Below are 24,712 nucleotides of genomic sequence, written 5' to 3'. Positions count from 1 at the left end.
GGACTAGTTGCTGGCGAGATGTTTCTTCGCCGCCGCGACTTCCGGCCGTTCCGTGTCGGCATTCGCCGTCAGCGTCACGAGTTGCTGATAGTTGTCTCGTGCCGCGGCCTTGTCACCGAGCGTGTCGGCGGCCTTGGCGGCGCCTGCATAGCCTTGGAGACGGTTCGGCTCCTTGGCCTTGGTGGCCTCGAACGCCGCAAGCGCCTCCTTGGCCATGCCGCGATCGAGCAGCATGAAGCCGTAGAGCTCGCGCGCCGGTGCCAGCGGGCCCGGCGTGATCGCGTGCTTCTCGGTCTTGTCCTCGGCGTCCGCTGCAGCGCTCATGGCCTTAAACGCCTCATCGTATTTGCCCTCCGCGTGAAGCACCCAGGCAACCGCGACCTGACGCTGAATGTCGACGATTTCCGGCCAATAGATATCCTTGGCGTCGCGCAACTTGTCGCGCAATTCAGCAAGTTTTTCGACGTCGGCCTTGGCAGCCTCAGGCTTGCCAGAGCGGGCGGCGCCGAGAGCGCGGGCGAAGTGCGAGGTCGCTGTCGCGAAGTGTGAGCCGCTCGGCCTGACAGTTAGTTGTGAGGCGGCTTCCCAGTCACCGCGCTCGATCGCATAACGGGCCGGTGAAGCCGCCAGCGCGTAGTCGGCTGCCGCGACCGTGGCCTTGAAGTTGGTCTCTCTTGCCATGTCGTCCATGACAACGCGCGCCTGCTGGTCTTGGGCAAGTTGAAGGTGTGCGTAAACCATGTAATCCTGGGCGTGCAGATAGTTGCCGACCGACTTCTCGGCCTTGGCTGCCTGTACGGACGCGATGTTGGAAGCAATCGATTCCTTCCAGTAGCCGACGCGGGTGTAAATGTGCGACGGCATGTGCTGGGCGTGCGGCGCGGCCGGCGCGATCTTGGCGTAGCGGTTGGCGGCATCGAGACCTTTGTGCGCGGTCGCCGGATAATCGTAGAGATGGATCAGGTAGTGCGTCACTCCCGGATGCTGCGGCAGCCGAACGGAGATCGGCTCGAGAATTGAGGCGCCCTTGCTCTGCTGTGTGTAAGTCTTGTCGTTCATGTCCGCCGACGTGTTGAGCGTGATCGCATAGGCGATCTGAGCCTCGTCGTCGTCTGGGTATTTCGCTGCGAGTTTCGCCTGGGCATCCCGGAAGGCGCGCATGCGCTGGGCATGAGGCACTTTGTCGTAATCCGCGTACATCACCATAAGCGCATCGATGTAGTCGCGTTCGCGCTCGGTGTTGGCCCCGATTTCCTTGGCCTTGGTGATGGCGGCAAGGCCGGGCGCGAGATTCGGCCGCGGGATTGCGTTGTGCGGGTTATCCATCAGCGTGAGCGCGATGCCCCAATATGCCATGGCACATTTGGGGTCGGCCTCGATCACTTCGTCAAAGATCTCTTTGGCGTTGACGTACCAAAAGGAGTGCTGATAGCGCATCGCGCGATCGAAGCGTCGCTGCGCCACTTCATTGCAAGAGATTTTAAAGTGCACTTGGCCGAGCTGCTGATCGACATCTTGTTGCGCGAAAGATGGCTGGGATGTCGATAGGGTGAGAGCTGCGACCGTAAACCCGAGGAGAGACTTCCGCATGGCCTTCCTCCCTTTGAAAAAGAATAGAGAATAGATGCACTATACGACTTTTGCGCCTGCGCTTGAATGGATATGTGGATCGTGGCAGCGCAACTGACCTTTCGGCCCCTTGAGCTCAAACGTTCTCGGAGGTCAGCTGCGCATCCACCTTCTGGTTGGCGCTTAGCCGCGCCCGCGATAGGGCGCGACGCCCTGGTCGGGCACCCACACGTCCTTCGGCAGTTTGCCCGTCTGCCAGAACACGTCGATCGGGATGCCGCCGCGCGGATACCAGTAGCCGCCGATGCGAAGCCATTTCGGCTTGATCTCGGCCGTGATCCGCTTGCCGATCATAACCGTGCAATCCTCGTGGAAGGCGCCGTGATTGCGAAAGCTCGCGACGCAGCCAAATTCGGATTGATGCAAGTTTGATGAAAGATAGTTGAGTGTCAGAGGCAGAGAATGTTCTCTTCAAAACCAAGCGCATTACGATCGATCGGTCGCAAATTCGTGGCATCGAGGCAGCGGTAGCCACAATCCTCAAGGCGTTCAATGATCCGTCTGCCGTCCAGCGGCTCGGGGCGATTCAGATCGGTGAGGACTTCGCACAGGATCGGCACTTTGCGACCGCTCTTTGCCAGCACGCCTTGCATGCCGTCGAAGACCTCAGCCTCGAAACCTTCGACGTCGATCTTGATAAGGCTGACGCGATCGAGATCGATTTTCCACTCGCGTACATAACTATCGAGGGCGATAACCTCAACGGTCATATTTTCCGTGAGCTCGCTGGCGTGTTCGAGGAAGCCGGTAGCAAGTGAACTCGACCCGATGTTGATATCGTAATTGTCGAAATTCTCCACGCGTGGCGCGACGACGGCCATCGTGAGGGCGCCAAGCCGCGCGCCGCAGGCAACCTGATTGGCGACGATCCGATAACCGGGATTGAGCTCCGCGAGCCGTCGGACAAAGGTGAAATATTGCGGCACCGGCTCGAAGGCGTGCACCTCGCCGCTCTGGCCCACGAGCGACAAGCTATAGGCCGACCAGTAGCCGCAATTGGCGCCGATATCGACGAAGATATTGCCAGGAGCCAGGTAGCGCTTGAAGATGCGTTCGAGAAACATTTCGTGGGTATGGAAAAAGTACTTCTTCATCAGCCGATGCAATGACATGTCGATCTCGTAATGCACGCCATTGAAGCGCGTGGTCACGAGGCCCGTCGGCGGCGTTCTGAACTGCTCGATCGCGCGGCGCTGTACGATATCGGCAAGCCTGAGCGGATCGCTCGATGCATATTTCAGGAGGAAGCGGGCGGTCTTCCGAGCAATCATGGCGGCCTCGCGAACGTGATGTCGCGAACATGCGGACGATCTGTGGCTGGCAGTTGACTAATCTGTGGCGTCAATCGTTCGAGAGTTTTTTTCTCAGCCGTGAATTTTCTGCGCCTGCGATGTATGCAATCATCATTGTCGCGGCCGTTTATTTCTCAATTGAGCCTCACTAGAAGCGTCTTCTGAAAATTCCGCGCGCGCAGCGGAAGGCGTTCAAGCCATGCCCGGACGCTTGGCGTGCCTACCCCCGCCCGCGATAGGGCGCGACGCCCTGATCGGGCACCCACACATCCTTGGGCAGCTTGCCCGTCTGCCAGAACACGTCGATTGGGATGCCGCCGCGCGGATACCAGTAGCCGCCAATGCGCAGCCATCTCGGCTTGATCTCGGCCGTGATCCGCTTGCCGATCATGACCGTGCAATCCTCGTGGAAGGCGCCGTGATTGCGAAAGCTCGCGACATAGAGCTTTAGCGATTTGGATTCCAGCAGCCATTGTCCCGGCACATAGTCGATCACAAGATGCGCGAAATCCGGCTGACCCGTCACCGGGCAGATCGAAGTGAACTCCGGTGCGGTGAAGCGAACCAGATAATTGGTGCCGGCTTGCGGATTGGGCACGCGGTCGAGCTGCGCCTTTTCCGGGCTATCAGGCCATTCCACGGCGCGGCCGAGCTGCAATGATGTGGGCAATGATTTCTTGGCCATCATGATCGTCCTGTTGCGAGCGCTGACATGAACGCTGCAGGGGTGATCGTCAACCGTCAGCGCGAGGCTGGGTCGCCAAGAAACCGCACCAGCGCCTGCCGTTCGGCGGCGTCCTCGATCCCGCGCATCGACATCCACAATCCCGGAAACATTGCGGCGGGATCGGCGAGGAAGGCTTCCAGCCGCTTCACGTCCCAGCGCAATCCATCGTCGCGCGCCTTGCGCAGCACCGGCGAATAGTCGAATCCGGCGTCGCTGCCGACAGGGCGTCTGATCACACCCGACAGGTTGGGACCGGGCAGGCCGCGCTCCGCGGGATCGAGGCTATGGCAGGCGCGGCAGGGCGCGAACGCCCGCGCGCCGTCTTCCGCGGTGGCGGGAGCGGGCAGGAGAAGGGGTAACAGCGACAGGACGACGAAGCGCCTCACGGGGCCGTCTGTATCACGACCACCCGGCCATTGCCGGATTCAGCGCCCCAGGTCTCGCCGGGCCGGCCGTCGAGCTGGCGCACATTCGCACCCGATTTGTCGCTCGGGAAGGCGTTGAATTTTTCCGTTACGGGATCGAAGCGCACGATGGCATTGGCGCCGAAATCGGTGAGCCAGACCTTGTCCTTGTCGTCGACATAGACGGCATACGCCCGCGGATTGCTCCCGGGCAGCTTCCAGGCCTTCCAGGAGCCGTCGGCGGGATCGTGCACCGACACTTGGCCGCTGTTCCATTCGCTGACCCAGATCCGGCTCTTGGAGTCCGACCACACCCGCCGCGCGCCCTGCTTTGGCGTTGACGGTTCGACGATGGTCGCCTGGCCGCTCGCCAGATCGATCTTTGCAATGTGATTGCCGGCGAGTGAGGCGTACCAGATCTCGCCCTTCGGGGTGACCGTGATCCCGTAAGGACCGACGCCGCGCGGCGCCTTGAACACGGTCATTTCGCCCGATTTCGGATCGAGCCGGCCATAGATGCCGGACTGGCCGGTGAACCAGTAGATGCCGCTCTTGTCGAACACACCGGTGTTGAGGTTGGCGTAGGCCTCCTTTTCGGGCAGACGGAACAGCGTCACCTTGTGGTCGTCCGGGTCGACGCGCGCAATCGCGTTCTGTCCGCCCTCGGTCACCCACGGCGCGCCGTCGGGGCCGATCACGACGCCATGCGGCGATGCGCCCTTGCCGAGATTGATTAATTTGAAGGCGCCGTCCCGTGGGTCTAATCGCCCCAACGTTCCATTGCGCTGACCGGTGAACCAGATCGCGCCATCGCGCGCGGGCGTGACGTCGTGCAGGCCGACGCCGGCGTCGATCGGATAATATTTGACCGGGAACGGGCCTTCCTGCGCGGCAGCCGCGCGCAGAAGGGCGGGGGCAGCGAAAATTCCAGCAGTGGTGCTTTTAAGAAACTGACGGCGGTTCATTGCGTTACCCCTGCTTGTGAACGTGAAGGTTTGGACGCCGATATCAACTCTGGAGCAGTTTATCCTGACCAGGCGGTGCCGTCCGGAAAAGGCCATTCCTCAAGCGTTCACATTTGCTTGCTCCCCGTGTAAGACCGCCCCCGAAACCGGACCACCCATTCCCAGGAAAGTTTAAGACATGACCGCCATCGTCGACATCATTGGCCGTGAAATTCTCGATAGCCGTGGCAATCCCACCGTTGAAGTCGATGTGGTGCTGGAAGACGGCTCGATCGGCCGCGCGGCTGTTCCCTCCGGTGCGTCCACCGGAGCCCATGAGGCGGTCGAACTGCGAGACGGCGACAAGCAGCGCTATCTCGGCAAGGGCGTGCAAAAGGCGGTGGAAGCCGTTAACGGCGAAATCTTCGAGGCGCTGAGCGATCAGGCCGTCGAGGACCAGGTCCACATCGATCAGATCATGATCGATCTCGACGGCACGCCGAACAAGAGCCGGCTCGGCGCCAATGCCATCCTCGGCGTCTCGCTGGCCTGCGCCAAGGCAGCGGCCGAATCCTTCGACATGCCGCTCTATCGTTACGTCGGCGGCACCTCGGCGCGGACGCTGCCGGTGCCGATGATGAACATCATCAATGGCGGCGCGCACGCCGACAACCCAATCGATTTCCAGGAATTCATGATCCTTCCCGTGGGCGCCGCGAGCTTCGCCGAGGCACTGCGCTGCGGCTCGGAAATCTTCCATACGCTGCGCAGCGAACTGAAGAAGGCCGGCCATAACACCAATGTCGGTGACGAGGGCGGCTTTGCGCCGAACCTGCCGTCGGCGGACGCAGCCCTCGAGTTCGTGGTGAGCGCGATCGGCAAGGCCGGCTACAAGGCGGGCAGCGATGTGATGCTCGGCCTCGACTGCGCGGCCACCGAGTTCTTCAAGGACGGCAGTTACGTCTACGGCGGCGAGAACAAGACCCGCTCGCGTTCCGAGCAGGCAAAATATCTCGCCGATCTCGTCTCGCGTTATCCGATCGTCACGATCGAGGACGGCATGTCAGAGGATGACATGGACGGCTGGAAGGAATTGACCGACCTGATCGGCAAGAAGTGCCAGCTCGTCGGCGACGACCTGTTCGTCACCAACGTCACCCGCCTTGCCGACGGCATCAAGAACGGCCGCGCCAATTCGATCCTGATCAAGGTCAACCAGATCGGCACACTGACGGAGACGCTCGCCGCCGTCGAGCTGGCGCACAAATACGGCTACACTTCCGTGATGTCGCACCGTTCCGGCGAGACGGAAGATTCCACCATCGCCGATCTCGCGGTCGCCACCAATTGCGGCCAGATCAAAACCGGATCATTGGCGCGCTCCGATCGCACCGCCAAGTACAACCAGCTCCTGCGCATCGAGCAGCAACTCGGCAATCAGGCAAAATATGCCGGCAAATCGGCGCTGAAGGCCTTGGCATAACGCATCGGCGCAACCAGATAGGACGGAACACCAGGGGGAGGGATGGCGATGAGCGACGGCAAGAGCGGGCTTCAACTGCGTTCGCTGCTCAAGAAGAGTGGCGAACTCGAACTGTCGCTGGTCGATGTCCCGACGCCCGAGCCGGCCGACGACGAAGTCGTGGTCCGTGTCGAGGCGACCCCGATCAATCCCTCCGATCTCGGGCTCTTGATCGGTCCGGCCGACATGTCGACCGCCGAGGAATCCGGCAGCGCGGACGCGCCTGTCATCACCGCGAAGATGCCGGAAGCCGCGATGCGGATGATGGCGGCGCGGCTCGACCAGTCGCTCCCCGTCGGCAATGAAGGTGCCGGCGTGGTGATCAGGACCGGGTCTTCGGACGCCGCGAAAGCGCTGATGGGCAAGGCGGTCTCGATGATCGGCGGCGCGATGTACACGCAGTATCGCACCATCAAGGTCAGGGACGTCATGGAGCTGCCGTCAGGCACAACGCCGGCCGACGGTGCATCATGGTTCGTCAATCCCTTGACCGCGCTCGGGATGACCGAGACGATGCGGCGCGAGAACCACAAGGCGCTGGTGCACACCGCGGCTGCCTCCAATCTCGGGCAGATGCTCAACAAGATCTGCATCAAGGACGGCATCGGCCTCGTCAATATCGTCCGCAGCAAGGAGCAGGCCGACATCCTGCACAACATCGGCGCCAAATATGTCGTCGATTCCACCGCAGACACGTTCATGGACGACCTGACCAACGCGCTGGCGGAAACCGGCGCCACCATTGCGTTCGATGCGATCGGCGGCGGGAAGCTGGCAAGCCAGATTCTCACCTGCATGGAAATCGCGGCCAACAAGACCGCCAAGGAATACAGCCGCTACGGCTCGAACGTGTACAAGCAGGTCTATATCTACGGCAGCCTCGATAACCGTCCGACCGAGCTCAGCCGTACATTCGGCCTGACCTGGGGCGTCGGCGGCTGGCTCTTGACGCCGTTCCTGCAAAAGATCGGCCCCGCCGAAATCGGCCGGCTGCGCCAGCGTGTCGCGTCCGAGCTCAAGACCACCTTTGCCAGCCACTACACGCAGGTAGTGTCGCTGCAGGAGACGCTGCAGCTTTCCAACATCGCCATCTACAACAAGCGCTCCACCGGCGAGAAATTCCTGATCAATCCGAACAAGGGATGAGCGCGCGCTTCTATCGCCGCGAACAGGCTGCCTTTCAGGCGGCCTGTTTTTGCATGCCGAGGCAGCCGTAAAGATAAGTTGATGCACTTGCATCTTTCCGCTGATCTGGCGTAAGGGAGCGCTGGCGCTTTCGCTTCAAAAGGGGAATTCAATGGCCACCTATTACACCATCGTCACGATCGTCGGTTCTCTCCGCAAGGAGAGCTTTTCGCTCAAGGTCGCCAATGCGCTCGCCAAGCTGGCGCCGGCTTCGCTCAAGCTGGACGTCACCACGCTGCATGAAATTTCCTTCTTCAACCAGGATCTGGAAGCAGCACCGCCGGCTGACTGGCTGGCGTTTCGCGAAAAGCTGCAGAAGTCGAACGGCGTGCTGTTCGTGACGCCCGAATATAACCGCTCGATCCCGGGCGTGTTGAAGAACGCGATCGACGTCGGGTCGCGCCCCTATGGCAAGAGCTCGTTCCTCGGCAAGCCGACCGGCATCGTCAGCAACTCGCCCGGCGCGCTCGGCGGCGTCAGCGCCGCCAAGCATTTACAGAACATCCTGCCCGGCATTTCCGGCCCGATCCTCGGCCAGCCCGAAATCTACCTCAACGGCATCGGCGACGCTTTTAACGAGAAGGGCGAGCTCGTGAAGGAAGCGGTGCAGAAGGTGTTGCAGCAATACATCAACGCGTTTGCGGCATTCGTCGAGAAGCAGAACGGGTAACAGCTCCTTCCCCGTCATTGCGAGCGCAGCGAAGCAATCCATAGTGCAGCATAGCGGATAGGTGGATTGCTTCGTCGCTTTCGCTCCTCGCAATGACGGCGGTGACATTCGTGCTCGCCGCCTTAGCATTCCATTAACCCAGCCGTCGCATCTTCACGGCATGGTCTCCCGCACCCGATTGAAATCCATCCTGACCGGGCTCGCCCTCTATACGGTGGCGGCGATGATGGTCGGCTATTTCGGCGTCAACGCTTACACCGGCAAATACGGCTTGAACGCGCGCCAGGAGCTCGATCAGGAAATCATTGCCCTGACTTCGGAATTGGCGCGGCTGAAGCGGGAGCGGGCAGAGGGCGAGCAGCGAGTATCGCTGCTGCGGTCCGACCGGGTCGATCCCGACATGCTGGATGAGCGCGCGCGCTTCCAGCTCGACTACGCCAATCCGCGCGATCTGATCCGGATCGTCAAGCCGAACTGATTTTCAAACCGATGTGACGAACACGGCCGTCATGGGGACGATGCCGGCGTGTCAGTCCGCAAATTTCAAAAAATCGCGAAATCAATTTCGAAAATGTCGCAGGCCACATTGCACTGCGGTATAGCAATATTTTCTCCAGCGCACGCAATCCTTTCACGGCGGTTTGAGTTGGGATAGAGAGGGCTGATCCGTCTCTCTTTCACCCGGAATTGCCATGGCTGCACCCAAGAAAAGCGTCGCGAAAGAATCAGGGCAGGAGAAGGCAAACGGGTCCCCACCGGAATTCACCAAGGCGCAGGAACTGGCCGCGCTGCGGGACATGCTCTTGATCCGCCGCTTCGAGGAAAAGGCCGGCCAGCTCTACGGCATGGGTGCGATCGGCGGCTTCTGCCATCTCTATATCGGCCAGGAAGCTGTGGTAGTCGGAATGCAGATGGCCCTGAAGAAGGGCGATCAGGTCATAACCGGATACCGTGACCACGGCCACATGCTGGCCTGCGGGATGGACGCCAACGGCGTCATGGCCGAACTCACCGGCCGCCGCGGCGGCTACTCCAAGGGCAAAGGCGGCTCCATGCACATGTTCAGCATGGAGAAGAATTTCTACGGCGGCCACGGCATCGTCGGCGCCCAGGTTTCGCTCGGGACCGGCCTTGCTTTCGCCAATCGTTATCGCGGCAATGATTTCGTCAGCGTCGCCTATTTCGGCGACGGCGCGTCCAACCAGGGCCAGGTCTACGAGAGTTTTAATATGGCGGAGCTGTGGAAGCTCCCGGTGATCTATGTGATCGAGAACAACCGCTACGCCATGGGCACGTCGGTGACGCGCTCCTCCGCCCTGACCGATTTTTCCAAGCGCGGCGCCTCCTTCAACATTCCGGGCCAGCAGGTCGACGGCATGGACGTCCGCGCCGTGAAGGCCGCCGGCGACGAGGCGGTGGCCTGGTGCCGCGCTGGCAAGGGGCCGTTCATCCTGGAAATGCAGACCTACCGCTACCGCGGCCACTCGATGTCCGACCCTGCGAAATACCGGACCCGCGAAGAGGTCGAAAAAATCCGCACCGACCAGGACCCGATCGAGCAGGTGCGCAACCGCCTGCTGGCCGCCAAGGTCAGCGAGCAGGAGTTGAAGGCGATCGACGCCGAGGTTCGCGAGATCGTCAACGCATCCGCCGATTTCGCCCAGCGCGATCCCGAGCCCGATCCGTCCGAGCTCTGGACCGACGTCTACCGCTGAATTCAAACCACGCGCAGAACTAGAGCATGATCCGGAAAAGTGGAAACCGGTTTTCCGAAACGATTATGCTCAAACGATCTAAAGAGTGATTTTTCGGGAGCCGCTATGCCCATTCAAGTGCTGATGCCTGCGCTGTCGCCCACCATGGAGAAGGGCAACTTGGCGAAGTGGCTGAAGAAGGAAGGCGAGACGATCAAGTCGGGCGATGTCATCGCCGAGATCGAGACCGACAAGGCGACGATGGAAGTCGAGGCGACCGATGAGGGCACGCTCGGCAAGATATTGATCCCGGAAGGCACCGCCGACGTCGCCGTCAACACGCCGATCGCGACCATTCTGGCCGACGGCGAGAGCGCCGCCGATCTCGGCAAGGCCAGCGCGCCGGCGCCTGCGGCGAAGGCTGCGGAGTCCGCGCCCCCCGCTGAAGCCAAAGCGGAAGCGCCGCAGCCCAAGGCCGAGAAGGCACCTGCCGCGCCGCCGGCCGCGGTCGCCGAGCCCGATCCGGAAGTCCCCGCCGGCACCGAGATGATCACCCAGACCATTCGTGAGGCGCTGCGAGATGCGATGGCGGAAGAGATGCGGCGCGACCCCGACGTGTTCATCATGGGCGAAGAGGTCGCGGAATATCAGGGCGCCTACAAGGTGACCCAGGGCCTGCTGCAAGAGTTTGGCGCGCGGCGCGTGATCGATACCCCGATCACCGAGCATGGCTTTGCCGGCGTCGGCGTGGGTGCTGCGATGTCGGGGCTGAAGCCGGTCGTCGAATTCATGACGTTCAATTTCGCCATGCAGGCGATCGACCAGATCATCAACTCCGCGGCCAAGACGCTGTACATGTCGGGGGGCCAGATGGGCTGCTCGATCGTCTTCCGCGGCCCGAACGGCGCCGCCGCCCGCGTCGCCGCCCAGCATAGCCAGGACTACTCGGCCTGGTACTCGCAAATTCCCGGGCTGAAGGTGATCGCGCCGTTCTCGGCGGCCGACTACAAGGGGCTGCTCAAGGCCGCGATCCGCGATCCCAACCCCGTCATCTTCCTCGAAAACGAAGTCTTGTACGGCCACACCGGCGAAGTGCCAAAACTCGACGACTACGTGATCCCGATCGGCAAGGCGCGTATTGTTCGCTCGGGCAAGGACGTAACGCTGATCTCGTGGTCGAATGGCATGACCTACGCGCTGAAAGCCGCCGACGAGCTCGCGAAGGAAGGCATCGAGGCCGAGGTGATCGACCTGCGCACGCTGCGCCCGATGGACACCGAGACGATCGTCAACTCGGTAAAGAAGACCGGCCGTGCGGTGACGGTGGAAGAGGGCTGGCAGCAGTCCGGCGTCGGCGCCGAGGTTGCCGCCCGCATCATGGAACAAGCCTTCGACTATCTCGATGCGCCGGTCGCGCGCGTATCCGGCAAGGACGTGCCGATGCCTTATGCCGCGAACCTCGAAAAGCTCGCATTGCCTTCCGTGGCCGAGGTGGTCGCGGCCGCCAAAGCCGTTTCTTATCGGTAAGCTCATGGCCGGTCCTAACGAACAGCCGCTGCCGCCCGACGTGATCGGCCGCGAGGATGCCGTTGAAGTCCTGCGCGCCTTCGTCGTCGATGGTGGGCTCTCGATCGCGTTCCAGCGCGCCTTCGAGGAGCCTGACATGTGGGGCCTCTTGCTGGTCGATATCGCCCGCCACGCCGCTCGCGCCTATGCGCGCGAGAGCGGCTACACCGAGGACGAGGCGCTTGCGCGCATCGTCGAGATGTTCGAAGCCGAAATCAACCGGCCGACCGACATGGGCTCCACCACGCCCCGGTCGCAACAGGGTCACTGACGATGCCGATCAACATTTTGATGCCCGCGCTGTCGCCCACGATGGAAAAGGGCAACCTTGCCAAGTGGCTCAAGAAAGAGGGCGACAAGGTCAAGTCCGGCGACGTGATCGCCGAGATCGAGACCGACAAGGCGACGATGGAAGTCGAGGCGGTCGACGAGGGCACGATTGCCAAGATTCTGGTGCCGGAGGGGTACGCAGGACGTCCCCGTCAACGATGTGATCGCGGTGTTGGCCGGCGACGGCGAGGATGTGAAGGCGGCAGGCGCCACACCCGCGCCGAAGGCTGCTGAAGCGCCCAAGGAGGCACCCAAAGAAGCGCCCAAGGAAGCTCCGAAGCCTGCTGCCGCGGCACCGGCGCCAACACCTGCTCCCGCAGCCGCTCCCGCGCCTGCCCCTCAGGCGGCGGTGCCTGCCAAGGGTAACGGCCAAGGCCGCATCTTCTCGTCGCCGCTCGCGCGCCGTCTTGCCAAGGATGCGGGCATTGATCTTTCGCGCATCAACGGCTCGGGCCCGCATGGCCGCGTCGTCGCCCGCGACGTCGAGGATGCGAAATCCGGCAAGGGCCTGAAAGCCCCGGCCGCCGCGCCTGCGGCGGGTCCGAGCATCGCGCCTATGGGCGCGTTTGCGCCCGGGATGTCCGACAAGCAGATTTTGGCGCTGTTCGAGGAAGGCTCCTACGAGATCGTGCCGCATGACGGCATGCGCCGCACCATCGCGCAACGGCTCACCGCTTCGGTGCAGACCGTGCCGCATTTCTATCTGACGATGGACTGCGACATCGGCAAGCTTCTGGTCGCGCGCGAGGAGATCAACGCCGCAGCCCCCAAGGACAAGGAAAAGAAGCCGCTCTACAAGCTCTCGGTCAACGACTTCGTCATCAAGGCGATGGCGATTGCGCTGCAGCGGATCCCGAATTGCAACGTGAGCTGGACCGAAAGCGGCATGCTCAAGCACAAGCACTCCGACATCGGCGTGGCCGTGGCCATGCCCGGCGGCCTGATCACGCCGATCATCCGCAAAGCCGAGACCAAGACACTCTCCACGATTTCGTCCGAAATGAAAGACTTTGCCGCGCGTGCGCGGGCGCGCAAGCTGAAGCCGGAAGAATACCAGGGCGGCACCACGGCGGTATCCAACCTCGGCATGTACGGCATCAACCACTTCACCGCCGTGATCAATCCGCCGCATGCAACGATCCTCGCGGTCGGCACCAGCGAGGAGCGTCCCGTGGTGCGCGCCGGCAAGATCGAGATCGCGCAGATGATGAGCGTGACGCTCTCCTGCGATCACCGCGCGATCGACGGCGCGCTCGGCGCTGAGCTGATCGGTGCCTTCAAGCAGTTGATCGAAAACCCCGTCATGATGATGGTGTAAGGGAGCTGCAGACACCAATCTTTTGCATCGAGCGAAATCCGCCGACTTCAGGACCAAGGGAAAGCCGATGTCGCCAGGCGAAGTCAAGCTGTCGGCCAAGCCGGTGTTCATCGGCTGGATTACGCTGTTGACCCAGCTTCCGTTGCAGCTATTTTTCACGGTGTGGTGCGGCGTCTTCTTCGGTGGCATGGGCGCGGCGATCGGCATTTTTCCGAATACGAGGGATGCGTCCTACGCCATAGGCGCGATTGCATTCTTTGTTATTCCGATCGTTGCCTATTTCGGCAAGAAGCTGAATTACAGTCGGGCTGAATAACCGCTTCTATTCCGACCGGCTCGAATTCGATGAAGGTTTTCTCACCATCAACAAGAAGGTGATCAAGTTTCGCGACGTAAAGGAGACCACCTTGCGCAAGGGCGTCCTTCAGCGCAGCTACGATCTCGGGTCAATTTACCTCGCAACCCTTGCGACCGGGTCGACACGAAATTCGAATCCGTTCGTGTCGCTGGGTTTCGGTAATGTTTCGGCGAGCGGCGTCATTGTGCGCGATATCTCCGATCCCGACCAAGCCTTTGAGACAATCCGGAAGCTGGTTGACGCGAAGAGCGATTAGAACAAAGCCGAGACCCCCTGCGCCAGACCTCCCACCAAACGATGTTTTCTAACGATCCAGGCAGAGACCGACCAACATGGCCGACACATCCTTCGACGTCATCATCATCGGCTCCGGTCCCGGCGGCTACGTCACCGCGATCCGCGCAGCCCAGCTCGGCTTCAAGACCGCGATCGTCGAAAAGTCCTATCTCGGGGGCATCTGCCTGAACTGGGGCTGCATCCCGACCAAGGCGCTTCTGCGATCAGCCGAGATCTTTCACTACATGCAGCACGCCAAGGATTACGGCCTCTCCGCGGAGAAAATATCGTTCGATCCGAAGGCGGTGGTGCAGCGCTCGCGCGGCGTCTCGAAGCGGCTGAATGACGGCGTCGGCTTCCTGATGAAGAAGAACAAGGTGACGGTGATCTGGGGCGATGCGTCGATCGACGCGCCCGGCAAGGTCACGGTGAAGAAGTCGCAGGTCGAGGCGCCAAAGGGCGCGTTGGGCGAGGGGGCTTATCAGGCCAAGCACATCATCATCGCCACTGGCGCGCGGCCGCGCGTGCTGCCGGGGCTCGAGCCCGACAAGAAACTGGTCTGGACCTATTTCGAGGCGATGGTCCCGGATCGGATGCCGAAATCGCTGCTGGTGGTCGGCTCCGGCGCGATCGGCATCGAGTTCGCCTCGTTCTTCCACACCATGGGTGCTGACGTCACCGTGGTCGAGGTGTTGCCGCAGATCCTCCCGGTCGAGGACGCCGAGATCGCCGGTCTTGCGCGCAAGCGGTTCGAGAAGCAGGGCATCAAGATTCTCTCAAACACCAAAGTCACGAAGCTCGAGAAGAAGGCCGACAGCGTGGTCGCCACCATCGACGACGGCAAGAAGCCGCAGACGGTCGAGTTCGAGCGGGTGATCTCGGCGGTCGGCGTGGTCGGCAATGTCGAAGGGCTCGGCCTCGAAAAACTCGGCGTCAAGACCGACCGCGGCGTCGTCGTGATCGACGGCTACGGCAAGACCAATGTCCCCGGCATCTATGCCATTGGCGACGTCGCAGGTCCGCCGATGCTCGCCCACAAGGCCGAGCACGAAGGCGTCGTCTGCATCGAGGCCATCAAGGGCCTGCACCCGCACGCTATGGACAAGAACCTCATTCCCGGCTGCACCTATTGTCACCCGCAGATTGCTTCCGTGGGGCTGACCGAGGCGAAGGCGAAAGAGGGCGGCCGCGAAATCCGCGTCGGCCGTTTCCCGTTCGTCGGCAACGGCAAGGCGATTGCGCTCGGTGAGGATCAGGGTCTGGTCAAGGTGATCTTCGACAAGAGAACGGGGCAATTGCTCGGCGCCCACATGATCGGCGCGGAGGTGACCGAGTTGATCCAGGGTTACGTGGTCGCCATGAACCTGGAGACTACGGAGGAGGAGTTGATGCACACCATATTCCCGCATCCGACGCTGTCCGAGATGATGAAGGAGGCCGTGCTGGATGCCTACGGCCGCGTGCTGAATATCTGATGCCGCCGTCATTGCGAGCGAAGCGAAGCAATCCATCTATCCGCTTGCGGCGCTATGGATTGCTTCGTCGCAAGAGCTCCTCGCAATGACGGACAACGAGATTGCTCAATAAGAAAGAAACGAAGCGTGAAAGACAACGACAACCTGACCATTGAACGCCCGACGTTTGTGACCCATCTCGAATGCGCGATGGAAGGCGATCGGTACGAGGCCGACCAGATCCACAACCTCTCCAAGGCCGGCAAGCCGCTACTGGTGCGCTACGACCTCGCTGGCGTGAAGAAGGCGCTGACCAAGGAAGCCCTCGCGCAGCGCCCGGCCGACATGTGGCGCTATCGCGAGCTGCTGCCGGTGCGTAAGGTCACGGACATCGTCAGCCTCGGCGAAGTGACGACGCCACTGATCCGGCTGCCGAAGCTTGCGAAAAAACTCGGCGGCGGCGAGATCATCGTCAAGGACGAAGGGCGTCTGCCGACCGGCTCGTTCAAGGCCCGCGGCCTTGTCATGGCGGTGTCGATGGGCAAGGCGCTCGGTATCAAGCACATGGCGATGCCGACCAACGGCAATGCGGGCGCGGCGCTCGCGGCCTACGCGACGTCCTGCGGCATCAAGACGACGATCTTCTGCCCCGCCGACACGCCGGAGGTGAACATCAGCGAGATCGAGCTGCAGGGCGCCACCGTCTATCGCGTCAACGGTCTGATCGACGATTGCGGCAAGATCGTCGGTGAGGGGAAGGCAAAGGCCGGCTGGTTCGATACCTCGACGCTGAAGGAGCCTTACCGGATCGAAGGCAAGAAGACGATGGGCCTCGAACTCGCCGAACAGCTCGGCTGGGAGATGCCCGACGTGATCTTCTACCCGACCGGCGGCGGCACCGGCCTGATCGGCATGTGGAAGGCGTTTGCCGAACTGGAAGCCATCGGCTTCATCGGCGCCAAGCGGCCGCGGATGGTCGCGGTACAGGCGTCCGGCTGCGCGCCGATGGTGCGCGCCTTCGAGAACGGTACCGAGCACGCCCCGCGCTGGGAGGATGCCCACACCATTGCCTCGGGCATCCGTGTGCCGCAGGCGGTCGGAGATTTTCTGATCCTGCGCGCGGTCCGCGAGAGCAAGGGATTTGCGATCGCGGTCCCGGATGAGAAGATTTCTGCTGCGCTCAACGAAGTCGCGCGTGAGGAGGGCCTGCTGTTGTGTCCGGAAGGGGCGGCGACGTATGCTGCCTATCAGCAAAGCCTTGCCGACGGCCGCGTGACGAAGAACGACCGCGTCATGCTGTTCAATTGCGCGACAGGGCTTAAATATCCGCTGCCGCCGGTCACGCGAACGCTCGATCGCCACCAGCCGATCGACTACGCCAATCTCTGACCGTCATGCGGCGGAATGTGATGGGAGCATGAGATGCGAAAGATCATTCTGGCCGCGATTGCAGTGTTGGCGTTCGGTGGTGTTGCGGCAGCGCAAAACTTTCCTTCGCGTCCCCTCACCATCATCGTGCCGTTCTCCGCCGGCGGTCCGTCGGATGCGATGGCGCGGATTCTCGCCGAGCGCATGAAGGTCACGCTCGGCGAGCAGGTCCTGGTCGAGAACGTGACGGGAGCGGCCGGTTCGGTCGGCGTCGGCCGCGCGGTGCGTTCGCCGCCTGATGGCTACACGATCAGCTTCGGCCACCTCGGCACCCACGTCGCCAATGGCGCGATCTACAAGCTCGGCTACGACCTCGTCACCGACCTCGAACCGGTCGCGCTACTGCCGAGCAATCCGATGATCATCGTCAGCAAGAAGGCGGTGCCCGCAACCTCACTGAAGGAATTTGTGGCGTGGCTGAAGGCGCAGCCGACGCCGGCGACCGCGGGCACGGCGGGCGCCGGCTCCGGCAGCCATATCGCCGGGGTCTATTTCGAGAACGTTACCGGCATCAAGCTGCAATATGTGCCGTATCGCGGCACCGGCCCCGCGATGAATGATCTCGTCGCCGGCCAGATCGACATGATCGTCGACCAGACCTCGAACTCGATCGGGCAGGTGCGGGCCGGCAACATCCGCGCCTATGCCATCACCGATAGCAAGCGCGTGGAATCCGCCTCCGACATCCCGACCGTGGACGAGGCGGGGCTGCCCGGCTTCCACATGACGCTATGGTCCGGCCTCTGGGTGCCCAAGGATACGCCGAAGGACGTCATCTCTAAGCTGAATGCGGCGGCGGTGGAGGCGTTGAACGATCCGGCGGTGCGCAAGCAGCTTGAAAACCTCGGCCTGCAAATGCCGCCCAAAGACAAGCTCACGCCCGAAGCGCTCGGCGCCTGGCAAAAGGCCGAAATCGCAAAATGGTGGCCGATGATCAAGGCTGCCAACGTCAAGGTGGATTAGCTTCGGGCAGGGAACCTACGGGGAGTGCGGACGTTTAACGCTCTTATACGGAGCGCACGATGGCTGACAACGACAACCGAACCAAGGGCACAATCGGACTCATTCTCGGCGGAGTCATCGCTTTGGCTGCTGCGGCATTCATTCTCACCGGCGGTGAATTGGGCGGGACCAAAGAGGTGACCAGCGATGCTGACCTTCCGCCGGTCGCGCCGGGAAAGAAATAGTGCGAAAATGCGTTGGTAAGTGTGCTGATTTGTCCGATCTCTTCGGACTGCAGCGGCTAAGCCGTCCATGGATCGACGCAGTCCAGCGCCCGGCTCCGACTTAATCGGCGCCGGACGCTGCAGAACAAGGGTCTGGAGGCGACCCTTGTTCCTTGATCGCTGCTTACGCGTAGGTGGCCATGTTGGCCATCGCCGTCATTTCGTTGTGGTGGCCGCCGTCGGTGCCGCCACCGGCCAGCACGCCATCGTCTTCGATATCGAAGTGCGCGCCGCCGAGTTCGCCGACCTTCTCGTAGGCGCCATACACGGTTTGGGTAACGTTGATGTCGCTCTGCTTCACCAGGTTGCCGTAGACGGTGATGGTGCCGAGCAGATCCTCGTCATGCGCGCCGGCATTACCTTGCTGGCTGATGACGGTGATCACACTATAGTCGTTCCTGCCGTCGCCGTTGCTGTCCTTGTGCTCGATTGACTTGACCTCGGCGGTGTGCGCCGAGATTTCGATCTTGTCGCCCTGGGCGCGGTTGAAGTCGCGGATCACGTCGTTGCCGAAGCCGTCGACCCAGTGATCATGCGTGGCGCCGTTCTCGCCGGTGACGCCAACCCAGTCGATGGTGCCGTCGTCGTTGACATGCTTGGCGACGATCTCGTCCTTGGCGTTCACCATGCCTTCGAAGCGGAAGGTGTCGCCGCCCCTGCCGCCGGTGAGGGTGTCGTTGACCGCCTTGAACGCCGCGGTTTCCTCAGCGAAGATCTGGGTGGTGCCGTCCTGGGCCGCGACCATCTCGCCGGCGTCCGACCGGCTGAGCAACGTGTCATTGCCCGATCCGCCATCCATCCGGTCGGAACCGAAGCCGCCGACCAGGAGATCGCCGCCGGAGCCGCCCGAGAGATTGTCGTTGCCCGAGCCACCCCACACCTTGTCGTCGCCGGAGCCGGCGTTGAGCGTGTCGTTACCGGCCATGCCGGCGACCGAGTCCGCCTTGGCACCGGAGTACAAGACGTTGTTGCCCGTTGTGCCGTTCAGATGATCATGGTCGGCGCTGCCGCCCGTAAATCGGGCTAAAAAATCATCGAGACGGCCGTCGTCGAAGAACCTGTTCAGATTGAAGCGTGCCATTAGTCGAACCTCTTACTCAGAGGCCTCACGGACTAGAAACGACCACGGACTTTGGGAAAGCCTCGCGTGATGCGCGCGGGAAGGACGTGAGGCAGGATCCTTCACCCGCATCGAAGAAGAAACAGCAAAACGGGCCCGTGGCTGGACGTGTGCGCGGCGGATTTGCGCTGTGCAGGGGCAATATGGTGACGCGAAAGGCGTTCGTGCGCCGATCCTTGGGCCAGCGCCTCAATTCCAGCCGGCGATCAAAGCGTATGCGACAAATCGCGTACCGCATTGTTCTCTCTTGCATATGAACGACAAGCGCCGACGGTACGCATGTCGCGGGCCACATCATTGCGTGACGAAAACTGGCGCAAAGAGTGCCGGCCGCACAAAAATGACGCGATCCTTTCGAACGCCCGGCATGGCACGGGATGTAACTTTCGGTATGCGCAATGGCGGCAATCGAAGATTGGCGCCGTGCATGTCGTTCGGGTTGCACTGTCCGATTCGCGGCGAGGCTGGTCGCGCGGCATTTCGCCGTCGCCCTCAGGTTGTGATCGGTTGAAGCGCGGTCTCCCGGAACGAGGTTCTTCGACGGGCACGCGATTTGATAAGCCCGAATAATGGTTGCCGGCGGGCCACGATTGTTGCGTAACTGCAACATCAGGGGAAGATTTGGTTAACCGTCCCGCCTGCCTCTTGCTTGCGCCGCTTTTTGGCCACACCCCTCCATGAAACCATTTCTTTCATAGCTGATTGGCCACAGCGGGCAAAGGCGACGGGAAATTGCTCCCGAGACCGACAGGGAGATGGCTGGGAGAACAGGTTCCGCTGATGGACGCCAAGACCGACATCAAGAAGAGGTTGCCGAGCCGTCACGTGACGGAGGGGCCGGAGCGTGCCCCTCATCGGTCCTATCTCTACGCGATGGGGCTGACCACCCAGCAGATCCACCAGCCTTTCGTCGGCGTCGCGTCCTGCTGGAATGAAGCCGCACCCTGCAATATCTCGCTGATGCGCCAGGCGCAGGCGGTCAAGAAGGGCGTCGCGGCCGCCGGCGGCACCCCGCGCGAATTCTGCACCATCACCGTGACCGATGGCATCGCCATGGGCCACGACGGCATGCGCTCGTCCCTGCCGTCCAGGGAATGCATCGCCGACTCGGTCGAGCTGACCGTCCGCGGCCACGCCTATGACGCCCTCGTCGGGCTCGCCGGCTGCGACAAGTCGCTGCCGGGCATGATGATGGCGATGGTCAGGCTCAACGTGCCCTCGATCTTCATCTATGGCGGCTCGATTCTGCCGGGCAATTTCCGCGGCCAGCAAGTCACGGTGCAGGACATGTTCGAAGCGGTAGGCCGACACTCGGTCGGTGACATGTCGGATGCTGATCTCGACGAAATCGAGCGGGTGGCTTGCCCCTCGGCCGGGGCGTGCGGCGCGCAATTCACTGCCAACACCATGGCGACCGTGTCAGAGGCGATTGGCCTGGCGTTGCCCTATTCGGCCGGCGCGCCGGCGCCTTACGAGATTCGCGACGCGTTTTGCACCGCCGCCGGCGAGAAGATTCTGGAGCTGATCGCAGCCAACATCCGCCCGCGCGACATCGTCACCCGCCGTTCGCTGGAAAACGCCGCCGCCGTCGTTGCGGCCTCCGGCGGGTCGACCAATGCTGCGCTGCACCTGCCGGCGATCGCGCATGAGTGTGGGATAAAATTTGACTTATTCGACGTCGCCGAAATCTTCAAAAAGACTCCTTATGTCGCGGATTTGAAGCCAGGGGGCCGTTATGTTGCCAAAGACATGTTCGAGGTTGGCGGCATTCCGCTTCTGATGAAGACGCTGCTCGACAATGGCCACCTGCACGGAGATTGCATTACCGTCACGGGCCGTACGATCGCCGAAAACCTCAAGAGCGTGAAATGGAATCCGCACCAGGATGTGGTGCGGTCCGCCGACAACCCGATCACCGTCACGGGAGGCGTTGTCGGGTTGAAGGGTAATCTCGCGCCGGAGGGTGCGATCGTGAAGGTCGCGGGCATGTCGAAGTTGAAATTTACTGGTCCTGCCCGTTGCTTCGACCGCGAGGAAGACGCCTTCGAGTCAGTCCAGAAAAAGACCTACAAAGAGGGCGAGGTCATCGTGATCCGCTACGAGGGGCCGCGCGGCGGTCCCGGCATGCGGGAGATGCTCTCGACGACCGCGGCGCTGACCGGGCAGGGGATGGGCGGCAAGGTCGCCCTGATCACCGACGGCCGGTTCTCTGGCGCCACCCGTGGCTTCTGCATCGGCCATGTCGGACCGGAGGCGGCCGTGGGCGGCCCGATCGCCCTGTTGCAGAATGGTGACATTATCGAGATCGACGCCGAGGCCGGAACTCTTAACGTAAAATTGACCGACGCCGAACTCACCGAACGTAAAACCAAATGGCTGCCTCGACAGACTAACCATACGTCGGGTGCGCTGTGGAAATATGCCCAACAGGTTGGGCCGGCGGTGGATGGGGCTGTGACCCATCCTGGCGGTGCGCACGAGAAACAGTGTTATGCGGACATCTAGGCGTATCATTCTTGCGTTGATGTTGGGGGCCGCACCAGTGGCTGCTCCTGGATTCGCATTTGATGGCGCACCGGTGAAGCCGGACGCCGCGCTCCCCATAATGAACCAGCCCGCGGCCGCGCAGGCCGTCACGGCGCAGGCGCTGAAGAAGGCTCCGTCCGCGACAGCTACCGCCGCGGCGACTGCGGTTAACGCGCCTTCGTTGACTTCGCTGCAATACGCCGCCGAGGGTGGCCATCCCGTCGCGCAGTGGAAGCTCGGCCGGATGTATGCCGACGGCGATGGCGTGGTGCAGGACGACCTGCGCGCCTTCGAATATTTCAGCCGCATCGCCAACGCGCATGCCGAGGATAGCCCGTCGGCGCCGCAGGCTGCGATCGTGGCTAACGCCTTCGTGGCGTTGGGGCGCTACTATCTCAACGGCATCCCGAACTCCAAGATCAAGGCGGACACCGATCGCGCCCGGGAGATGTTCTCCTATGCCGCGTCCTATTTCGGCAATGCCGACGCGCAATACGATCTGGCGCGGCTTTACCTGAAGACCCCGGACGCCTCGCGCGACGATTTCCGCTATGGGGCGCGCTGGCTTGGTCTGGCCGCCCAGAAGGGCCAGCATCAGGCGCAGGCCATGCTCGGCCAGATGCTGTTCAACGGCGACCGGCTGCCGCGGCAAGCCGCCCGCGGATTGATGTGGCTGACGCTGGCGCGGGACAACGCTGCCCCCGACGAGACCTGGATCCGCGAAAGCTACAACCGCGCCTTCGCCAAGGCCTCCGACGACGACCGCGCCACGGCGTTGCAAATGCTCGAGCACTGGGTGCAGGGCAAGCGAGACTGACGCCGCGCTGTCGTATGGTGGGCAAAAGGCGCGTTAGCGCCGTGCCCACCGTCTCTCCGAAATCACAGATGGAAATGGTGGGCACGCTTCCGCCTCGCTCTGCGAGCGGACAAGTCGCTTTGCCCAACCTACGATTCTGTCGCTCAAGCCTTCTCCAGATCGAAATCCGCCCAAACCGGCACGTGGTCGGACGGTTTCTCCCAGGCGCGGACGTAGCTGTCGACGCCGACGTCGGTCAGGCGGTCGCTGGCCTGCGGCGACAGCAGGAGGTGGTCGATTCGAAGGCCCCAGTTCTTCTGCCAGGCCCCCGCCTGGTAGTCCCAGAAGGTGTAGAGGCCCGGTTCGTCGGTCACAGCGCGCAGCGCATCGGTCAGGCCGAGGCCGAGCAGGGACTGGAAGGCCTCGCGGGTTTGCGGGCGGAACAGCGCGTCGTTACCCCAGGCGGCGGGGTTATAGACGTCGGCGGCAGCCGGAATGACGTTGAAGTCGCCTGCGAGCACCAGCGGCTCTTCCGCCTTAAGCCGCTCTTTCGAGTACTCAAGAAGCCGCGACATCCATTTGAGTTTATAGGGGTATTTGTCCGTATCCGGTGGGTTTCCGTTGGGCAGATAGAGGCAGGCTATCCGCATCACGCCGGTCTTCAGCGTCACCACGCCTTCGAGGAATCTGGCATGGGCGTCCTCGTCGTCGCCGGCCAGGCCCGATTTGGTCTCGTCGAACGGCAGTTTCGACAGCAGGGCGACACCGTTGAAGGTCTTCTGGCCGTGGGTGACGACGTTATAGCCAAGCGACTCGATCTCCAGCCGCGGGAACGCATCGTCAACGCACTTGGTTTCCTGCAGGCAGACGACGTCCGGCGAGCAGTCTTTCAGCCACGTCATGAGAGGCTCGAGCCGCTGCCGGATCGAATTGACGTTCCAGGTTGCAACACGCATGAATTCTGTCCGGATCGTAACTACACAATTTCTGCTGCAGTGGCATACCATGTGCAGCCGGGCTGTGATAACCGTTTAAGAATAAGGCGCGAACATCGCCGTCAAGGGGCAGGAGTAAACCGTCCCGTCCGTTGTGGGACCGGCGAGCGTGAAAAATATGAAAAAGCGTACCTTGATACTTGTTACCGGCGCCATTGCCATTGCTACCGCGGCCGGCTTCATTACCCGCTCCTCATGGATGGGCGGCAGCAGCAGCGCTCAAGCCCCGCAGCGGCCGCGGACGGTTTCGGTCGAAATGGCGAAGGCGGAGCGCAAATCCGTCCCGGTCGATGTCGACGCCAATGGGACGGTGACGCCGATCTCCAGCGTCGCGCTGAAATCGCGGCTGGAAACCACCATCGTCGCGGTGCATTTCGAGGATGGCGCCAAGGTCAACCAGGGCGACTTGCTGTTCACGCTCGATAGCCGCCAGATCGACGCCCAGATCGAACAGGCCGAGGGCGTGCTCGCCAGGGACCAGGCGCAGCTCGAGGGCGCGCAGCGTGACCTCCGCCGCTTCAACGATCTGGTCGCCAAGGGCGCGACCACGCAGGTCAACGTCGACAACGCCAGGACACAGTCCGATATCCTGACCGGTACCATCAAGGCCAATCAGGCTGCGCTGGACAACCTGAAGGTCCAGAAAAGCTACACCATGATCCGCGCGCCTTTCTCGGGCCGGATCAGCGCGGCCAACGTGAAGGTCGGCAATTTCGTGCGTCCCGCCGATACCACCCCGCTTGCGGTCATCAACCAGATGGCGCCGGTCTATGTGACATTCGCGGTACCGCAGCGCGTGCTGGTCGATCTGCGGGAATCGATGGCGAAAGGGATCTCCACCGTCACCGCGATGATCCCGGGCCATCGGCGTTCAGAGACCGGCAAGGTCGCGATGGTCGAAAACACCGTGGACGCGACCACCGGTATGGTCACCGTGCGCGGCATTATGGCCAATGAGAATGAGACGTTGTGGCCGGGCACGCTGGTCGCCACCAAGCTCGTCATTCGCAGCGAAGACGCAATCGTGGTGCCGACGGTCGCCGTGCAGCGCAGCCAGAGCGGCAATTTCGTCTTTGTGGTCAAGGACGGGGTCGCCAAGGTCCAACCGGTCACGGTCGACCGGACGTCGCAGGGCTCGTCGGTGATTTCGGAGGGGCTCGCCGGCGACGAGAACGTGGTGGTCGACGGGCAATTATTGCTGTCTGACGGAACGCGGGTCGAGCCGCGGGCCAAAAAGGCCGGGGCGTAGCCG

At 62.2% G+C, this 24,712-nt stretch carries 23 protein-coding genes and 2 pseudogenes; 17 read left to right on the top strand and 8 right to left on the bottom strand.

What is annotated here, in order from left to right; genetic code table 11:
* Window positions 1-3: 3 nt before the first annotated feature.
* From V1273_RS19215 to V1273_RS19190, 6 genes and pseudogenes are all read right to left on the bottom strand, one after another.
* Entirely contained in the window at window positions 4-1,590 is a 1,587-nt protein-coding gene (locus V1273_RS19215; protein WP_334410566.1) for a tetratricopeptide repeat protein, read from the bottom strand.
* Window positions 1,591-1,752: 162 nt separating this feature from the next.
* A pseudogene (locus V1273_RS19210) lies at window positions 1,753-1,971 on the bottom strand (preQ(1) synthase); the annotation flags it as partial.
* 47 nt (window positions 1,972-2,018) lie between these two features.
* A complete protein-coding gene (locus V1273_RS19205) occupies window positions 2,019-2,900 on the bottom strand; it encodes an FkbM family methyltransferase (RefSeq protein WP_334362881.1) in 882 nt (293 codons plus the stop codon).
* Window positions 2,901-3,141: 241 nt separating this feature from the next.
* Complete coding sequence (gene queF / locus V1273_RS19200; RefSeq protein WP_334362880.1) at window positions 3,142-3,606, bottom strand: preQ(1) synthase; 465 nt, start codon at window positions 3,604-3,606, stop codon at window positions 3,142-3,144.
* A gap of 56 nt (window positions 3,607-3,662) precedes the next feature.
* A complete protein-coding gene (locus V1273_RS19195; RefSeq protein ID WP_334362879.1) occupies window positions 3,663-4,034 on the bottom strand; it encodes a c-type cytochrome in 372 nt (123 codons plus the stop codon).
* Complete coding sequence (locus V1273_RS19190; RefSeq protein ID WP_334410565.1) at window positions 4,031-5,017, bottom strand: Vgb family protein; 987 nt, start codon at window positions 5,015-5,017, stop codon at window positions 4,031-4,033. Before V1273_RS19190 ends, V1273_RS19195 begins: the two co-directional genes overlap by 4 nt.
* A gap of 178 nt (window positions 5,018-5,195) precedes the next feature.
* Here V1273_RS19190 and eno point away from each other — a divergent pair, with 178 nt between their 5' ends.
* From eno to V1273_RS19120, 14 genes and pseudogenes are all read left to right on the top strand, one after another.
* Window positions 5,196-6,479, top strand: a complete 1,284-nt coding sequence (gene eno / locus V1273_RS19185) for a phosphopyruvate hydratase (RefSeq protein WP_334362877.1) — start codon at window positions 5,196-5,198, stop codon at window positions 6,477-6,479.
* Window positions 6,480-6,527: 48 nt separating this feature from the next.
* A complete protein-coding gene (locus V1273_RS19180; protein ID WP_334410564.1) occupies window positions 6,528-7,664 on the top strand; it encodes a zinc-binding dehydrogenase in 1,137 nt (378 codons plus the stop codon).
* 151 nt (window positions 7,665-7,815) lie between these two features.
* Complete coding sequence (locus V1273_RS19175; RefSeq protein ID WP_334362875.1) at window positions 7,816-8,373, top strand: NADPH-dependent FMN reductase; 558 nt, start codon at window positions 7,816-7,818, stop codon at window positions 8,371-8,373.
* Window positions 8,374-8,533: 160 nt separating this feature from the next.
* Window positions 8,534-8,851 (top strand): FtsB family cell division protein, encoded by a 318-nt coding sequence (locus V1273_RS19170; RefSeq protein WP_057843085.1) that lies wholly within the window; start codon window positions 8,534-8,536, stop codon window positions 8,849-8,851.
* A 214-nt stretch (window positions 8,852-9,065) separates the two neighbouring features.
* Window positions 9,066-10,088, top strand: a complete 1,023-nt coding sequence (gene pdhA, locus V1273_RS19165) for a pyruvate dehydrogenase (acetyl-transferring) E1 component subunit alpha (protein WP_334362874.1) — start codon at window positions 9,066-9,068, stop codon at window positions 10,086-10,088.
* Between the two features lie 105 nt (window positions 10,089-10,193).
* Complete coding sequence (locus V1273_RS19160) at window positions 10,194-11,594, top strand: pyruvate dehydrogenase complex E1 component subunit beta (RefSeq protein ID WP_334410563.1); 1,401 nt, start codon at window positions 10,194-10,196, stop codon at window positions 11,592-11,594.
* A 4-nt stretch (window positions 11,595-11,598) separates the two neighbouring features.
* Window positions 11,599-11,904 (top strand): DUF5076 domain-containing protein, encoded by a 306-nt coding sequence (locus tag V1273_RS19155; RefSeq protein ID WP_028345892.1) that lies wholly within the window; start codon window positions 11,599-11,601, stop codon window positions 11,902-11,904.
* 2 nt (window positions 11,905-11,906) lie between these two features.
* Window positions 11,907-13,281 (top strand): annotated as a pseudogene (locus V1273_RS19150) (pyruvate dehydrogenase complex dihydrolipoamide acetyltransferase).
* 67 nt (window positions 13,282-13,348) lie between these two features.
* Window positions 13,349-13,597, top strand: coding sequence for a hypothetical protein (locus V1273_RS19145; RefSeq protein WP_334410562.1), 249 nt, complete (start codon window positions 13,349-13,351; stop codon window positions 13,595-13,597).
* Entirely contained in the window at window positions 13,578-13,895 is a 318-nt protein-coding gene (locus tag V1273_RS19140; protein WP_334412240.1) for a PH domain-containing protein, read from the top strand. The genes V1273_RS19145 and V1273_RS19140 overlap by 20 nt, the downstream gene beginning before the upstream one ends.
* A gap of 76 nt (window positions 13,896-13,971) precedes the next feature.
* Window positions 13,972-15,390 (top strand): dihydrolipoyl dehydrogenase, encoded by a 1,419-nt coding sequence (gene lpdA, locus V1273_RS19135; protein WP_334410561.1) that lies wholly within the window; start codon window positions 13,972-13,974, stop codon window positions 15,388-15,390.
* Window positions 15,391-15,516: 126 nt separating this feature from the next.
* Window positions 15,517-16,758 (top strand): threonine synthase, encoded by a 1,242-nt coding sequence (locus V1273_RS19130; protein ID WP_334410560.1) that lies wholly within the window; start codon window positions 15,517-15,519, stop codon window positions 16,756-16,758.
* A gap of 33 nt (window positions 16,759-16,791) precedes the next feature.
* The gene (locus V1273_RS19125; protein WP_334410558.1) at window positions 16,792-17,760 is read left to right on the top strand and encodes a tripartite tricarboxylate transporter substrate binding protein BugD; all 969 of its coding nucleotides are present in this window, start codon (window positions 16,792-16,794) and stop codon (window positions 17,758-17,760) included.
* A gap of 59 nt (window positions 17,761-17,819) precedes the next feature.
* Window positions 17,820-17,984 carry a hypothetical protein gene (locus V1273_RS19120; protein ID WP_334382113.1) on the top strand — a complete coding sequence of 55 codons (165 nt, stop codon included), beginning with the start codon at window positions 17,820-17,822 and terminating at the stop codon, window positions 17,982-17,984.
* Window positions 17,985-18,147: 163 nt separating this feature from the next.
* Here V1273_RS19120 and V1273_RS19115 read toward each other — a convergent pair whose 3' ends face one another.
* Window positions 18,148-19,104 (bottom strand): calcium-binding protein, encoded by a 957-nt coding sequence (locus V1273_RS19115; protein WP_334410557.1) that lies wholly within the window; start codon window positions 19,102-19,104, stop codon window positions 18,148-18,150.
* 819 nt (window positions 19,105-19,923) lie between these two features.
* Between V1273_RS19115 and ilvD the strand changes: the two genes are divergently transcribed.
* Complete coding sequence (gene ilvD, locus V1273_RS19110) at window positions 19,924-21,648, top strand: dihydroxy-acid dehydratase (protein ID WP_334410556.1); 1,725 nt, start codon at window positions 19,924-19,926, stop codon at window positions 21,646-21,648.
* Window positions 21,635-22,486, top strand: coding sequence for a tetratricopeptide repeat protein (locus V1273_RS19105; RefSeq protein ID WP_334362862.1), 852 nt, complete (start codon window positions 21,635-21,637; stop codon window positions 22,484-22,486). The genes ilvD and V1273_RS19105 overlap by 14 nt, the downstream gene beginning before the upstream one ends.
* Before the next feature lie 143 nt (window positions 22,487-22,629).
* Here V1273_RS19105 and xth read toward each other — a convergent pair whose 3' ends face one another.
* Window positions 22,630-23,421 carry an exodeoxyribonuclease III gene (gene xth / locus V1273_RS19100; protein ID WP_334362861.1) on the bottom strand — a complete coding sequence of 264 codons (792 nt, stop codon included), beginning with the start codon at window positions 23,419-23,421 and terminating at the stop codon, window positions 22,630-22,632.
* Between the two features lie 157 nt (window positions 23,422-23,578).
* On the opposite strand from xth, the gene V1273_RS19095 reads away from it, so the two are divergent.
* Window positions 23,579-24,709 carry an efflux RND transporter periplasmic adaptor subunit gene (locus V1273_RS19095; RefSeq protein ID WP_334410554.1) on the top strand — a complete coding sequence of 377 codons (1,131 nt, stop codon included), beginning with the start codon at window positions 23,579-23,581 and terminating at the stop codon, window positions 24,707-24,709.
* Window positions 24,710-24,712 lie beyond the last annotated feature (3 nt).

Origin of the sequence: Bradyrhizobium sp. AZCC 1721 (genome assembly GCF_036924715.1) — a bacterium.
GTDB lineage: Bacteria > Pseudomonadota > Alphaproteobacteria > Rhizobiales > Xanthobacteraceae > Bradyrhizobium.
The sequence above is the reverse complement of the archived record's forward strand: the minus strand, read 5'-3'. Positions and strand labels throughout refer to the sequence as shown.

Coding starts and splice junctions, on each gene's coding strand:
- V1273_RS19145 (WP_334410562.1), top strand. CDS start 13,349: ATGTCGCCAGGCGAAGTCAAGCTGTCGGCCAAGCCGGTGTTCATCGGC.
- V1273_RS19125 (WP_334410558.1), top strand. CDS start 16,792: ATGCGAAAGATCATTCTGGCCGCGATTGCAGTGTTGGCGTTCGGTGGT.
- V1273_RS19160 (WP_334410563.1), top strand. CDS start 10,194: ATGCCCATTCAAGTGCTGATGCCTGCGCTGTCGCCCACCATGGAGAAG.
- eno (WP_334362877.1), top strand. CDS start 5,196: ATGACCGCCATCGTCGACATCATTGGCCGTGAAATTCTCGATAGCCGT.
- V1273_RS19155 (WP_028345892.1), top strand. CDS start 11,599: ATGGCCGGTCCTAACGAACAGCCGCTGCCGCCCGACGTGATCGGCCGC.
- V1273_RS19105 (WP_334362862.1), top strand. CDS start 21,635: ATGCGGACATCTAGGCGTATCATTCTTGCGTTGATGTTGGGGGCCGCA.
- V1273_RS19175 (WP_334362875.1), top strand. CDS start 7,816: ATGGCCACCTATTACACCATCGTCACGATCGTCGGTTCTCTCCGCAAG.
- V1273_RS19190 (WP_334410565.1), bottom strand. CDS start 5,017: ATGAACCGCCGTCAGTTTCTTAAAAGCACCACTGCTGGAATTTTCGCT.
- V1273_RS19205 (WP_334362881.1), bottom strand. CDS start 2,900: ATGATTGCTCGGAAGACCGCCCGCTTCCTCCTGAAATATGCATCGAGC.
- V1273_RS19215 (WP_334410566.1), bottom strand. CDS start 1,590: ATGCGGAAGTCTCTCCTCGGGTTTACGGTCGCAGCTCTCACCCTATCG.
- queF (WP_334362880.1), bottom strand. CDS start 3,606: ATGGCCAAGAAATCATTGCCCACATCATTGCAGCTCGGCCGCGCCGTG.
- lpdA (WP_334410561.1), top strand. CDS start 13,972: ATGGCCGACACATCCTTCGACGTCATCATCATCGGCTCCGGTCCCGGC.
- pdhA (WP_334362874.1), top strand. CDS start 9,066: ATGGCTGCACCCAAGAAAAGCGTCGCGAAAGAATCAGGGCAGGAGAAG.
- V1273_RS19180 (WP_334410564.1), top strand. CDS start 6,528: ATGAGCGACGGCAAGAGCGGGCTTCAACTGCGTTCGCTGCTCAAGAAG.
- ilvD (WP_334410556.1), top strand. CDS start 19,924: ATGGACGCCAAGACCGACATCAAGAAGAGGTTGCCGAGCCGTCACGTG.
- V1273_RS19170 (WP_057843085.1), top strand. CDS start 8,534: ATGGTCTCCCGCACCCGATTGAAATCCATCCTGACCGGGCTCGCCCTC.
- V1273_RS19095 (WP_334410554.1), top strand. CDS start 23,579: ATGAAAAAGCGTACCTTGATACTTGTTACCGGCGCCATTGCCATTGCT.
- V1273_RS19115 (WP_334410557.1), bottom strand. CDS start 19,104: ATGGCACGCTTCAATCTGAACAGGTTCTTCGACGACGGCCGTCTCGAT.
- xth (WP_334362861.1), bottom strand. CDS start 23,421: ATGCGTGTTGCAACCTGGAACGTCAATTCGATCCGGCAGCGGCTCGAG.
- V1273_RS19120 (WP_334382113.1), top strand. CDS start 17,820: ATGGCTGACAACGACAACCGAACCAAGGGCACAATCGGACTCATTCTC.